We start from the raw sequence: 12,648 nt of genomic DNA, 5'->3' as shown, positions 1-12,648 counted from the left end.
TGATTACCGTAGCAATACTTAATGAAAACCCAGTTGTATCTTTGTTGTGTTATACCCTTTGCTAAGTTATCGAGTTTTGAACTAGTAATGTTTACGTTATTTTCAACCGTTTTATTTGTAACTGCCCCCGTTTTTTGTGCGACGGCCGATGGTATGAGCGCTGACACTAAAAGTGCTGATGAGCTAGAGCGGTTCACTGTCAAAGCAGAGCGCCCGTATTACAATCAAACCTTAAACAGTATTTTTCCTCAACATAGCTACGATAAGTCAAACCTTGTAGGTAGCCCCCATATCAATGATATTTTGCTGCAAGCGCCCTCTGTTAACTTAAATGGGCAAGGTGGGCAAATTCAAAACATCAATATTCGCGGCTTTTCTCGCTGGCGAATTCAATCGCTCCTTGATGGCGTACCTATTGTTAGCGACCGCCGAGCAGGGGCCAGTGTTGGGTTTGTCCCTCCCTCGTTTATTCAAGGTGTTGCCGTAACTCCGGGTGCTGCGTCTACCTACTTAGGGTCGGGCGCTATGGGGGGCGCGGTAGATTTGCTACTTTCATACAATACACAAGCAAACCTTCAAGTAGGCTGGAGTAGTAACCAAGAGGCCCAAGATTATAGTTATGCCGATTACGCAGGGAATACCGATTGGAACCTTTCGTACCGTAAAGGCAATAATGGCTCTGACGCACAAGGTAATACCTTGTTTGATCAGTTTGAACAAACCGCGTTGTTTATAAGACATCGACCAGAAAATGGGGTGCTGAAAGAAGCGTGGACATTATATTCAGACAACAGTGATATTGGTAAATCCAGCAGTGATTTTCCAGAAGATAGAGTGACTACCTACCCAGAAAATAACCACTGGTTAGGCAAAATGACGTTTGCATTCACTAATATATTTAGTAGCGACACATCTAGCAATGACATAGTGAGTAATCTTTGGTGGCATCAATCCACATTGGACACTCACATATTAAGGCCCGAAGACCGGATAAATGAAAGTGAAAGTGAGGCATTAGACCTAGGGTTTAATGTGGGCCGTAATGCACGCATTAATAACTGGCAAGTAAATTGGCAAGCTCAGTTGATGAGACGAGAAGGGGTTATTATTGATGAAAGAGAGTTAACCTTAGTCTCCTCTGCTAATGAATTGCTTATAGATGAGTCTTCAGACTCGACCAAAAGATCTTTTATTTCTGAATTGGCCTACGAGCTTCGTACATTGGATGCCAGTGAAACCACAGTTGCAGGTATTGCTGATGCATCGCGTACCTTTGGTGCTACTTCGTTAGCGTTTGGAGGCAGGCTTGATTGGCAGCAACAGTCTAATAATACTGATGATGTCACAAGTACTAACGTAAGTGGCTTTATTGGGGCGAGCCATACGCTTTCAACCCAATGGGCGGCAAGTGTTTATTTGTCTAGCGCGTTTCGGAACCCATCATTAACCGAACGTTATTTTTCAGGAGAAACCCCTAGGGGCACAGTGTTAGGTGATGCCAATCTAGACACAGAGCAGGCCACAAATTTACAGGCTTCTTTATCTTACAACAGCAATGGTTTAAAGGGCTCACTGGAACTATTTCATCAGAAAATACATCACTACATTGAACGTACTAGGGTATCTGAAGATGTGGAAATTTATAGTAATTCAGACAGTGCGACGATTTTCGGAATTAGCTATCAACTAGACTGGCAGCAATCACAAGCTGCAATTAAATCCCATAACAATGTACCAGAAAAGGGGCATTGGTTTGCGCAGTTAAATGGCGCATGGATTGATGGCGAAGATAACCATGGTAGTGCCATTGCCGATATTTCGCCTAATAGTCAGCGATTAACACTAGGGTATGAAGTGAGTGAGTTACGGCTATTTTCAACGCTGGTTTATCGTGCCAGCAAGCAAGATATTGCAGATGGTGAAAAAGCACTCGGTAATGTAACCACCTTAGATATTGGCGCGGCATGGCAATTCAACCAACGTACTTCAGTGCAAGCAAGTTGGCGTAATCTTACCAATCAACACTATTATGTGAGCGCCGATGACAAAGCAGCGTTTGCCCAAGGTGAAAGCGTACAGCTAGCATTAACCTTTTTGTTGTGAACGATAGTAACGTTTTCGATATTTGCTATTTAAGGTAGTAAATAACATTACTAAGCCTGTCAGCCATAAAATGAAAAGCAAAATGGCAGCGGGCAAAAACAGCCATAGTTTTGCCCCTTCAAAAAACCAGCTGCCATCGTGAATAGCTTCAATGGTATCGGTACGCCGGTAAGCAACTTGCAGCACTTCGCCGTTGGTTGCATTTAACTGTACTTCCCAATGATTTTTTCCGCGAACTTTTATGATGCCTTTGTCCGGGCGAACATCTAAACGGTCGATATCATCCCAACTATTCAGTTCAGCTTCGGGAGCGTGTTGTACCGCTTCTAAAATACTATCGAAGCTAATAGAGGGCACACTACCAGCGGCTTTTTGGGTAGGAGGTTGTAGCCAATCAAACTCTTTTTTCACCTGCAGCAAAAGGCCACTGCCAATCACAACAACGACAGGAATAAAGATGGCTAATGAAAGCCACAAGTGAAAATTGCGGCTGGTTTTACGCAGGTTAATCGACATTCATTTACTACCTAAAAATGGACGTTCATTATACTGCATCTAATTTAGTGAGTAAAAAATGTGAGCTAATATTACGAATTTAAGGGACGACTAAAAGCGTTTTGGGACCAGAGGTCTGCTACTCGGTATACTTCTTTTACGAAATACAACCTTATATGTCACCTTGCGGGTCGCACTAAAGTGCGCTCTTATTTTGTCTGCGTTACTGGGTGAACTTTGAGTCTTGGGCAAATTAAAAGCATGGCTTCGCCAACTCAAGAAGATGCTTTTAAATTAGTGATTATGGATGTTTTCACTTTGCGTCTATCAACCATTTTTTCCTGAAGGTGCCATTCGGATCATAAAATTCGGTTTGTTTTTGTAAATTAAAGCGACGATCTTTTCTAGGATCTGCGCCCACCCCAGCCAAGTATTGCCAATTTCCCCAATTACTGGCCACGTCATAGTCAATGAGCTGTTGTTCAAAATAGGCTGCCCCATAACGCCAGTCCAACGCCAACTCATGTATCAAACAACTGGCGACAAGTTGCCGTCCTCGGTTCGACATATACCCAGTCTGATTAAGCTGGCGCATACATGCATCAACAATAGGGTACCCTGTTGTGCCTTGGCACCAGCGGGTAAACTTTGGTTGTTCAAAAGTGGTTTCGGGTTTTACTTGTTTCACGCCGTCAAAAGTAAAGAGCCTAGATTGATGCAAGGTTAAATTCCAATGGAAATATTCACGCCACAGTAACTCGAAATATAACCAATAAGTGGACTCATTTGCCCCTCTCAAAAGCTCGTATTGTTTAATTTCCCTATAAACCGTTTTGGCCGATATACAGCCGTTAGCTAACCAGAACGACAATTTACTCGAGCTATACCAATCATCCAACTCATTGCGGGTTTGTTTATAGTGTTTGATAGCGTCGCTTTCAAACAAATACCGTTGCAACTGTTCTACTGCTGCAAATTCACCTCCTTGTACCTTGTTAATAATGGTTGTCCACCTAGGCTCACCAGGCGTAGATAACACTCTTTCTGGTAAGTCAGCACAAGCACTAGTGGGGGCAGATATACTTAGGTTTTCAACCTGCTTGCGAAACGGAGTAAAACTGGGAGATAAATCGGCAAGAGAAAAAGGTAGTTGTTCAATATCAAATAAGCTATGTCCATTTTCTGAAATAAAGCTTACCTGGGGCAGTGCTTTTCTCAATGCTGCGCAGTCTTGTTGTTCGTAGACACCAGCGTGACTTGTGACTCCAATATGCGTCACATTATGCTCAACAGCAAGCTTCGTAATATTCGCTACACTGTCTGTTTTAATTACATGTAAATGCTGGCCTCTACTACGTAATGCTTTATCTAGCAGTGCTACGCTTTGCCACTCAAAGTTTTTTCGATGAGCGCTTACCTCTCCTTCTAACAAGGAATCTTGTCTATCCGAGTATGAGTCAAACGCATACACGCATATCAGCCTATCGACTGTGGTACATAATAGATTTAGGGTCTGATTGTCTTCTAAGCGTAAGTCATGCCTAAACCAAAATAATCCGGTGGTACATTTTAAGTTCATATCTAGGTTATGTGCCAAATGCAGATTCAGATCACAAAATCTTGATATATAGTGTAAAACAAGAATAAAGTTGGAATGATTCGATATAAAGGTCAGCGGTCTTGAACCAAAGATATGTATTCTGAGATCAGATTTCGACTAGCAATAGATACGCATTACGCACGCCCTATGCCAATCGGCTTTCCCGTCGATTTGTTGATGTCGCTATAATCTTGACTTAAGAACGATGCTATTAAGCGAATGACCCAAAACGACGATCATTCTTGGCCATTTTTTAAGAAATATAATTCAGTAAACCCCATTTTTACAAATTCGGCATCTCTAAAATTTCTTACTGTAGCTTTGCCTTTACTGATAGAGGCAATTTGCTGCTCAGTTTGCAAAAAGTGGGTGAGATCTATTCCTTCAGCAGCGGCCACTGCCTCATGCATATTTTGATGTAGGCTGTAAGAAAAACTAATTTCTTTTGCCACACCTTTAAACTTATAACGTACTTTATGGGCCATTTTCTGCTCTCGTGGGTTCATCAATTGCGACAACTATTTGGCCGTCATTATAAACTTAAATAGCAGCGTTTATTCAATAAGCTTAACAAAAAGAGACGTGTGGTGGTTGCAGGGACACCAACAAGTTAGCCTTTGTGAACAGTGTGAGGCGAAAGGGGGATTTCATAAACGATGCCAAAGCGGCGAATTAAATTGCTTTGAATTAGTAAATCATACACCCTGATAATCAGCAGACACCTCAACATTCTTGTTGAGCGATTTATAGGATGCGAGCAGGCCCGTTGAAAGTTGCTGAATTGAATAAGAACAAATTTACGAGGTTATAGCGAATGAAGGTTCCATATAAATTAATTTTTGCGGTTCTTTTAGCTCTATTCCTATGCACTAGCTTGTTGGTTTATAAAAGATATTTAGACGATTACACCTCTGATTTTATTGATCACAATATTTATTCCTCGGTGCTTGGTGAGCACAGAAAAGTCTTTATTCGATTACCTGAAAATTATGATAAACGTAAAGCTTATCCATTAATTGTTAAATCAGATGGTAATTTCAATTTGAGCCGTTGGGATGAGTCAGTAGCAGAGTTGTCTCGTCAAAATAAGGTTGAAGATTCAATTATTGTGGCAATTCCTAATCTATTTTGGGTTGACGCAAGAAATAGGGATCTGGTTCCGCCTTACGCGAGAAAAGATGTAAAGATAGAAGCGCGGCTAGCATCTGATAATGATCCTTCAATATTTGGTCAGGCTAATTTGTTTTTGGCGTTTATTGAGACTGAAGTTTTACCTTTTATTGAAACAACTTATGCTATCAATGACAACCGAGTTCTAAGTGGCTTTTCTGCGGGGGGGAGCTTTGTTCTATATGCCATTGTGACTAAGCCAAAATTATTTACGGGGTATTTTGCATTTAGCCCAGCCGCTTGGTACGACGAGTCTGTTGTGGTTCGTGAGTTTAAGAATAGCTTAAGCAGTACTACTGGCGACCCTCTGTTTTTATATTTAAGTTTAGGTGGCGCCGAAAACAATATTATTACCGCTTCATTTAAAGGTTTGCTGTCGGCGATCCAGTCAAACGCACCAGATAATTTTTATTCTGCATTTAGTTTCAGTGAAGATGCTGAACATATAGAAAACCCTTATGTTTCCGTACCTAAAGCACTAGAAGCCTATTATGAATTTAGAGCAGAGAACAGCCACTAGATCTTCAGCTTGTTGTTTAATAGGGGATTAAGAATTCGTCTGTTTAATACTGAGATCAGTCTCTAACCGTTTGGAGCACATGAAGAAATACTTGGTAGTGCTATTTTAAATGGTTTTGTTTTTGGGGTGTATCAGGAGGTGTCTATTTTACTTTGTTCAGAGGTTATGTAGAAAATGACAAGTTTGGGAGAGGGCCCAAGATGTATGCTGTTTTGTTATTGAGTCGACAGAGTCAAACTTTGACCCTATCGACTTTAACAATCCGAGCTTTCTAAATCCTTAATTCTTAGAAAAAGTATTTACATTAGTGACTTCAGGGTAATATAAGTCAGCATCTTCAATTCTATACATTTTATCTGCTAACCATTTTTTCTGAATACTTTTACTGTAGTTTAAGTAAAGTTTACCGTCTGTTATGTGCCATGCTTCAGGGTCGATACGCACTGTTGCTTCATTCGACATGCCATAAGCACACCAGCCTCCATATTGTGCAGCATATTTTTCTGGGTTTTCATTAAACAAGGCTAGGTTCTCTTCACTAGAAAACTGCCATGTTGCGTCATGCCACACCGCAGTAATTTTTTTATTGCCTTTAACCGGCTTGCTTTCTGTAAAATATGCAACCGTGTCGTAACCATCAATGGCAATATTGTTAAAACGACCAGTGTTTACTGCGTCGTCTAATGCAAAAGCGGGTATTGTAAAAAACGTAATAACGATAACTGCTAAGTATTTAAATAAATGTCTCATGTGTATCCCTTTAGTGAATGATGTCTCATATCTGTATTAACCGTTCTATTAGGGTAAATATTTCAAATAATTAAATGTTTTTAATTATTTGGCCTAAACCTGACTAGTCAAAACCCCAAAATCAATCAGGATCTAATGAAGTGTCAGTGAGCAGGTTAGTCACTATTGTAGTGCAAATTCTGGCTGATGGGGTATTTAGGTTAATACCCAAGATAGTGGTTTTGGGTGCTCTCTAGTGAGTTTTTTTTGTGATTACGATAGCGTTAGTAATTTTCGTCAGATAAGTTCAACCATGCATACTATTGCGACCCTTTTAACTAATACACCTATTAAATGACTATGAGCAATAAACTTTTTTGTGGGTATTAAGGTCTACTGTTCTTACGAACATTTTGTTGTAGTAAAGCAATGATTCAAAAGTGGCACCTATAAATAGTAACTCTCCAGATTATTCTGAGTATAACATTGCAGAACTTGAAGATATTTTAGCTCATATTGACCAAGTGAAGTATCCAGAGCGCTATGCAAATGCGAAAGCTCTGCTTGCCAATAAATTAGAAATTCAAAAAGCATTACCTACTCCTCAAGAGCAGACACAAATTGTCTTAGCTCCCAAACCAAAGTGGTCTGAACTACATGTTATTACTCGCATAGTGATAGTGGTTTTTACGGTTTTGGTAGTAGCCATTTTACCAACCATGTTTTATGAGTTCATGACCAGTAAAGACTGGACCAACCAAAGCAGCTGGGTAACTTGGATTATGGCACTATTACTTGTTGCTGGGTGGTTTGCGAGTCTCTACCTGGATGTAAAGTATCGCCAGCGTGTAATGGCAAGTTGGCGTGGCAAACTAGGTATGGTTGTTATGCCTATGTTGCTCGTTACATTCAACTGGTTGTTTGTTGATAAGTCATTACCTTACTACTTTCATATTTTATCTACGCAAGAGCAAGTTCAGTATTATATGGACTACCGTAAGCGAAGTGGCAGAAAGTATTGCAGGTATCGAGTAGAGATTTTGGAGTCTACTAACTTTGAAAGTGGTGATTTATGTATGAGCCAAAACCAGTTAGATAGTTTGTCAGAAAAGGGCAAGATTTCTGTTCTTGGGACACGTAGCCAGTTTGGTATGGTCATCGATGGGTCTGTTCGTAGTCGTGTTTAATGAGTCATATTTTAGTATTGCAACTCAATAATGCAGTAAATATTGGCTCATTCATTGTTTGCAATAACGTTACATAGAAAAGCGTTAGCTTAATTAGAGTTAGTGAATTTAGAGGTTATAGATAGTAGCTAGTTCTTTCTTTTATTCATTTTTCAGGACATTATTAGCGTCATTTTTTACGTTATTTGAGATTGAGATTGAGATTGAGATTATGAGTAGTAGAAGTATCCAAACTGAAACTGAATTACGCCGTGATTTGGCTGCAGCGTATCGGTTGGCGGCTATGCTCGGGTGGGAAGACACATTGTATACCCATTTTTCCGTTCGTTTGCCAGGAGCAGGTACCCCCCGGTTTTTAATTAACCCATTTGGTCTGATGTTTGATGAAATTTGTGCCAGTGATTTAGTGGTGGTTGATGCTGAGGGCAAAATATTAGAAGGCAATGCTGATTACAACCTAGCAGGCTTTACTATCCATAGTGCTGTGCATATGGCCCGCGATGATGCCCATTGTGTTATGCATACCCACACTACCGCTGGTATGGCAGTGGCTGCCTGTGATGATGGGTTGTTGATGTTGAATCAAATTAGTACCGAGTTTTACGACTGTCTTGGTTATCATGACTATGAAGGCGTAGCGTGGAATCTAGAAGAGCGTAAACGTATTCAACACTCATTAGGCAGTAATATTGGCTTGGTTTTGCGTAGTCATGGTTTGTTAACAGTTGGTGAGAGTGTCGCTGATGCTTTTCAAATTATGTATTACTTGAATAGGGCTTGTGAAATTCAGCTAGCGGCGGCACAAATGGGGAGCTTGTCAAAAATGAATACAATCTCCAATGAGCTGTCTCAGTATGTCAGTTCTCAATTTAAAAAAGTTGAGCATGAACGCCAAACAGTTTGGCAGGCTTGGCTCAGAAAGTTAGAGCGGTTAGACCCTAGTTATAAAAACTAGCTAAGAGGGATATGTTAGGCCATGGATGTAAAGGGGGGGGGCTGATATCAAACTGGCCGCCCTAACCTCACAAAATGCTATCTAGCTATATCTTAAACTATGGTCAATCTATTCAAGCTGAAAGGTTAGTGTAATCGGCAATTACAAAGGTGTTTCGTCCTTGCTCTTTAGCTGCATACAAGGCGGTATCTGCAAGCTGGTATAACCGCATTGCATCAATATTATCTTTAGATGTTTTGGTACAAGCGCCCATACTAACCGTTAAGTATGGTTCGATAGGTGAAGCTTGATGGGGTATATTAAGCTCACTAATTGATGATTGTATTTTTTGCATGATATCTTTAGCGGCTATCGCGTCTGTATTGGGTAAAATACAAAAAAACTCTTCTCCCCCCACCCTTGCGACTATATCGTTCGTTCGTAGTAAATTTTTATTGATGGCATTTGCCACAGATATTAAACATTCATCACCCATTAAATGGCCGTATTCGTCATTAAATAACTTAAAGTAATCTATGTCTATAGCGACAAGTGTTAGCAGCGTACCTTCTGAGTTTGATTTTGCCAGTGCTTCTTTTATTGAGTCATCGTATTTACGGCGGTTGGCAATTTGGGTAAGAGGGTCAACCTTAGTTAGGTTATCTAATTGCTTATTCAATTGAGCAATCATTTGATTCTTTTTTTCTTTCTCTGTATTTACAGTAGCGATCACTAGTGCAGTGCTACACGCTGTAAAGATATATATTTGCATGTAAAAAATGGCATTACTTAGGTCGTTAAACATAAAAATAAAGGGACCGAGTTTTGCTGTGCTATAAAAAGCGCAAGTTAAAAACACAGTTGTAATCCAAACTGATGTGATATAACGGTTGAATCTTAATGCCACCCACATAGCCAAAGGAAAGAGTAAAAAAATCAAACTTATAGTAAATTTATTATAATGCTCTCTTCCAAATACTTCGACGAGGAGTACCGCAGTTGTAGCGCACATTATTACAAGTTCAATGGCTTGGTGTTTGCTCATTTGTAGAGAAAGTTTTTTATGTTTTATGGCGTTAAAAATATGGAAGGCTGTCAGTGTAGACGCAAAGATGCTTACTGTATTTCCAACAAGCCATATAAGTAGGTTATTTACGTTAGGTGTGATTCCTGAAATAACCCATAAAGATACCGAGCCAATAGAAACGTTAATTATGGAAGTTAAAATACATAAAACGGTTAAAAATAAGATGTTTTGGCGTAGATCAATTAGCGTTATTGTCTCTTTACATAGTCGTTTAAATAAACTCATAGCAAGAGTTACGCTAAGTACATTTGCTATTAGAAAACCAAATTCTGAACTATCAAAGCCTCCTCTATGTGAATAAATCGCTAAGAAATAGCCTACTATAAGGCCGAGAATTAAAGGTACTTTACGCTTTACAGAACAAACTAAAAATAGAGCGGTTGCTATGCCATTTCCTAGCCAAAGGATCGCAATATTAGCAACCATGAAGTATGTAATACTTATATGTATCATAGCGAAATAGCTTACTACCATTACACTAAATACAATTGTATTTAAAAGTGAAAAGAATGACTTACAGCGAACGATTAATTCCATTAATTAGCTCTATAACAATGTTTTTCTATGCCATGGCATATGTACAGGCCACATACCATCGAAAAATAACTAAACCAAGTAGTTTGCTTTTGACATATTAATCGGAATTTTGCTCTACGTCACTTTATGTTTTTTGGAGGGCAATCTTTGTATCTATTGATTGGGTCACTGTTGTTTGGGCATTGCCTGCATAATTTTGCGGTAAGTATCTACCCAGTATCTATCTTGATTAGCCTGTAAGTAATCAAGAAACTTGTCATGCTCTGACTTGCTTATAGATAGGTAGTCTCCACCCACTCCATGAAATAATACATTGATTAGTTTTATGTTTTTAGGTTGGCGCTCTAAAAAGTCGATAATATCCTGAGCGTTTAGTTGATTAGGGATAATGAGTCTAGCAAAGCTCGGATCTTCGAGGCCTTTAATACCAACAAATTGTTCTTTTACCGCCTCTATATAATCTCCATCTTTAGCAATTCTATCACCACAGGGGGGAGTAAGAGTGCGAACAGATTGACCGTCAATTGCATTTAAAAGTGTGTTGGCTACGGTAATTTCATTCACCATAGAAAGTACCAACTTATCATCTAAATTATTATGCAATAAGACCCAGTCTCGGTTGGGTTTAGACTTTTTACATGCATGAAATAAGGTGTGATTTCCCAGCTCGTGGCCAGTCTTAGCAAGCTGTGCCCACTCATTCATTCGATTCTTGAACGTTTTGGATAAGGGTACAACGTAAAACGAAGCTTTGAGTTTTCGCTTATTTAATGCTGGTAAGGCGTTGTCGAGTTGGCTTGACAATGCGTCATCATAGGAAAGGCTGATAGCAACTTTATTGTTATTTGGCCATACTTTCTCTGCTTTTACGTGGTTCGACAAGCTCGTGGATAGCAGTAGTACCGTAGCTGAAATAAAGTAAGAAAAAATTTGCATGGTTATGCCTTCCCTATGGAGTATGTATAAGCAAGTGTTGTTTTTATTTGCTAGGTGAGATTAGCATAACTGGCGAGGAACCTTCGTTGTTTTCACTCACTAGACAAATGAATCTGCTATTTGTAGCCATATTCTACTCCTAATACTACAGTCGAGGTGACTCTTTATGAGTAGATTTTAAACTTACAGTAGTGGTATTGATCACTTTTTTAGGTTAGCTAAAAGAGCCTTACCAAAACTTGGTTTCGAACATGAGGTATATAGCAAGGCCGGCTGCAGCTCCAGATATAAATACATTCCAGTCTCGATATTTGACTTTAATCACATTCAAAAATACATAAGCAAGCCCAATTATCACAGCTACAATCATCAGTTGGCCAAGTTCTAAGCCAATGTTAAAGCCTAATAGAGGCATTAGGATTGAATCATCGCCCATGAGTAAAGCTTTAAAGAAGTTAGAAAAACCCATACCGTGGATAAAGCCAAAAAATAGCGCCACTATGTAGTTTTTTGTCATTCTTGAATGTGTATCACCAGAAGAATGGCTCATTACGTTGTGTAACGCTGTGATTAAAATTGTGGTGGGGATAAGAAACTCAATTATCTGTGAAGGGATATTAATGGTGCCAATCGAAGATAACCCCAAGGTTACACTGTGCCCTACCGTAAATGCGGTTACCAGTATTAGTAGACTTTTAAACTGTTCAATTCTGTAAACAGCACAGAGGGCTACAAGAAACAGAATGTGGTCAAACCCCGCCAGGTCTGAAATATGTTCGAAGCCTAGTTTTATATATAGATCAAATGATCCCATTTTAGAACTCCAAGTGATGTATAGGTGTGTCTTTGCTAAGCATAAAGCTGTCTGAATCTCCATCTATGTGAAGGTAGACAATATTATTCTGATCAAAAAATAGATCGGTGAATACGGAGTTTTTTATTTCAAGTGATGTTAAAGCTTGCAAATTACTGAACTCAAAAACAAGGCCAAGTGCCGTGTTGATCCCTTCGCCATGAAGCTCTTTACTTTTAATGTTTAAGGGTTGAACTTGACCATTTACTTTGATGTGAAAATGTTGATTGAGATATTGAAGTAATAATCTCTCTGCATTCTTTGACTCAGAGGGAAGACCTAGATTTAACTCTTTGCTTTCTGGGTCAAAAACTATTGCCTCATTCACATCCATGACAAATAACCTTAGGCTAACTGAAAGCTGTTTATCTTTTGAAGAATACTCAATTTGGCTTAAAGAAAGTCTGAGAGGGTGGGCCGCTGAATTTTGATGGATTAACATCAAAATCAGCGGGACAATACATGTAATAAAAAAAGATTTGACCCGCATAGTGTTA

The 12,648-nt window shown here is 39.4% G+C and carries 12 protein-coding genes; 4 read left to right on the top strand and 8 right to left on the bottom strand.

Translation table 11 applies throughout. From position 1 onward, the window contains the following. Positions 1-21: 21 nt before the first annotated feature. Positions 22-2,103, top strand: a complete 2,082-nt coding sequence (locus tag ABJD71_RS13770) for a TonB-dependent receptor (RefSeq protein WP_348170375.1) — start codon at positions 22-24, stop codon at positions 2,101-2,103. Here ABJD71_RS13770 and ABJD71_RS13765 read toward each other — a convergent pair. The 3 genes from ABJD71_RS13765 to ABJD71_RS13755 all read right to left on the bottom strand — a co-directional run bounded on the left by ABJD71_RS13765 (position 2,086) and on the right by ABJD71_RS13755 (position 4,683). Further along, positions 2,086-2,619 (bottom strand): PepSY-associated TM helix domain-containing protein, encoded by a 534-nt coding sequence (locus tag ABJD71_RS13765; RefSeq protein ID WP_348170372.1) that lies wholly within the window; start codon positions 2,617-2,619, stop codon positions 2,086-2,088. The genes ABJD71_RS13770 and ABJD71_RS13765 overlap by 18 nt on opposite strands. A 292-nt stretch (positions 2,620-2,911) precedes the next feature. Further along, on the bottom strand, positions 2,912-4,177 hold the full coding sequence (locus tag ABJD71_RS13760) for a DASH family cryptochrome (protein ID WP_348170369.1): 1,266 nt from the start codon (positions 4,175-4,177) through the stop codon (positions 2,912-2,914). A gap of 257 nt (positions 4,178-4,434) precedes the next feature. Next, complete coding sequence (locus tag ABJD71_RS13755) at positions 4,435-4,683, bottom strand: DUF2960 family protein (protein WP_348170366.1); 249 nt, start codon at positions 4,681-4,683, stop codon at positions 4,435-4,437. Between the two features lie 329 nt (positions 4,684-5,012). On the opposite strand from ABJD71_RS13755, the gene ABJD71_RS13750 reads away from it, so the two are divergent. Further along, the gene (locus tag ABJD71_RS13750; protein WP_348170362.1) at positions 5,013-5,888 is read left to right on the top strand and encodes an alpha/beta hydrolase-fold protein; all 876 of its coding nucleotides are present in this window, start codon (positions 5,013-5,015) and stop codon (positions 5,886-5,888) included. A 279-nt stretch (positions 5,889-6,167) separates the two neighbouring features. Here ABJD71_RS13750 and ABJD71_RS13745 read toward each other — a convergent pair whose 3' ends face one another. After that, positions 6,168-6,638, bottom strand: coding sequence for a YHS domain-containing (seleno)protein (locus tag ABJD71_RS13745; protein ID WP_348170359.1), 471 nt, complete (start codon positions 6,636-6,638; stop codon positions 6,168-6,170). A 419-nt stretch (positions 6,639-7,057) separates the two neighbouring features. Here ABJD71_RS13745 and ABJD71_RS13740 point away from each other — a divergent pair, with 419 nt between their 5' ends. Beyond that, positions 7,058-7,804: a hypothetical protein gene (locus ABJD71_RS13740; RefSeq protein ID WP_348170356.1), complete on the top strand. Its 747-nt coding sequence runs from the start codon at positions 7,058-7,060 to the stop codon at positions 7,802-7,804. Positions 7,805-8,015: 211 nt separating this feature from the next. Then, positions 8,016-8,759: a class II aldolase/adducin family protein gene (locus ABJD71_RS13735; RefSeq protein ID WP_348170353.1), complete on the top strand. Its 744-nt coding sequence runs from the start codon at positions 8,016-8,018 to the stop codon at positions 8,757-8,759. Positions 8,760-8,871: 112 nt separating this feature from the next. On the opposite strand, the gene ABJD71_RS13730 is transcribed toward ABJD71_RS13735, so the two are convergent. The 4 genes from ABJD71_RS13730 to ABJD71_RS13715 form a co-directional block, all read right to left on the bottom strand. Further along, on the bottom strand, positions 8,872-10,362 hold the full coding sequence (locus ABJD71_RS13730) for a diguanylate cyclase (protein WP_348170350.1): 1,491 nt from the start codon (positions 10,360-10,362) through the stop codon (positions 8,872-8,874). A gap of 165 nt (positions 10,363-10,527) precedes the next feature. After that, complete coding sequence (locus ABJD71_RS13725; RefSeq protein ID WP_348170347.1) at positions 10,528-11,298, bottom strand: polysaccharide deacetylase family protein; 771 nt, start codon at positions 11,296-11,298, stop codon at positions 10,528-10,530. 229 nt (positions 11,299-11,527) lie between these two features. Next, positions 11,528-12,112: a HupE/UreJ family protein gene (locus ABJD71_RS13720; protein WP_348170344.1), complete on the bottom strand. Its 585-nt coding sequence runs from the start codon at positions 12,110-12,112 to the stop codon at positions 11,528-11,530. Between the two features lies 1 nt (position 12,113). Continuing rightward, entirely contained in the window at positions 12,114-12,593 is a 480-nt protein-coding gene (locus tag ABJD71_RS13715; protein ID WP_348170341.1) for a DUF6702 family protein, read from the bottom strand. Positions 12,594-12,648: the final 55 nt, after the last annotated feature.

Origin of the sequence: Paraglaciecola sp., from assembly GCF_039943935.1 — a bacterium.
GTDB lineage: Bacteria > Pseudomonadota > Gammaproteobacteria > Enterobacterales > Alteromonadaceae > Paraglaciecola.
The sequence above is the reverse complement of the archived record's forward strand: the minus strand, read 5'-3'. Positions and strand labels throughout refer to the sequence as shown.

Bases quoted from the DNA above. Each gene is read 5' to 3' on its own strand.
- ABJD71_RS13735 (WP_348170353.1), top strand. From the start codon at position 8,016: ATGAGTAGTAGAAGTATCCAAACTGAAACTGAATTACGCCGTGATTTG.
- ABJD71_RS13770 (WP_348170375.1), top strand. From the start codon at position 22: ATGAAAACCCAGTTGTATCTTTGTTGTGTTATACCCTTTGCTAAGTTA.
- ABJD71_RS13760 (WP_348170369.1), bottom strand. From the start codon at position 4,177: ATGAACTTAAAATGTACCACCGGATTATTTTGGTTTAGGCATGACTTA.
- ABJD71_RS13725 (WP_348170347.1), bottom strand. From the start codon at position 11,298: ATGCAAATTTTTTCTTACTTTATTTCAGCTACGGTACTACTGCTATCC.
- ABJD71_RS13765 (WP_348170372.1), bottom strand. From the start codon at position 2,619: ATGTCGATTAACCTGCGTAAAACCAGCCGCAATTTTCACTTGTGGCTT.
- ABJD71_RS13755 (WP_348170366.1), bottom strand. From the start codon at position 4,683: ATGGCCCATAAAGTACGTTATAAGTTTAAAGGTGTGGCAAAAGAAATT.
- ABJD71_RS13745 (WP_348170359.1), bottom strand. From the start codon at position 6,638: ATGAGACATTTATTTAAATACTTAGCAGTTATCGTTATTACGTTTTTT.
- ABJD71_RS13720 (WP_348170344.1), bottom strand. From the start codon at position 12,112: ATGGGATCATTTGATCTATATATAAAACTAGGCTTCGAACATATTTCA.
- ABJD71_RS13730 (WP_348170350.1), bottom strand. From the start codon at position 10,362: ATGGAATTAATCGTTCGCTGTAAGTCATTCTTTTCACTTTTAAATACA.
- ABJD71_RS13750 (WP_348170362.1), top strand. From the start codon at position 5,013: ATGAAGGTTCCATATAAATTAATTTTTGCGGTTCTTTTAGCTCTATTC.
- ABJD71_RS13715 (WP_348170341.1), bottom strand. From the start codon at position 12,593: ATGTTAATCCATCAAAATTCAGCGGCCCACCCTCTCAGACTTTCTTTA.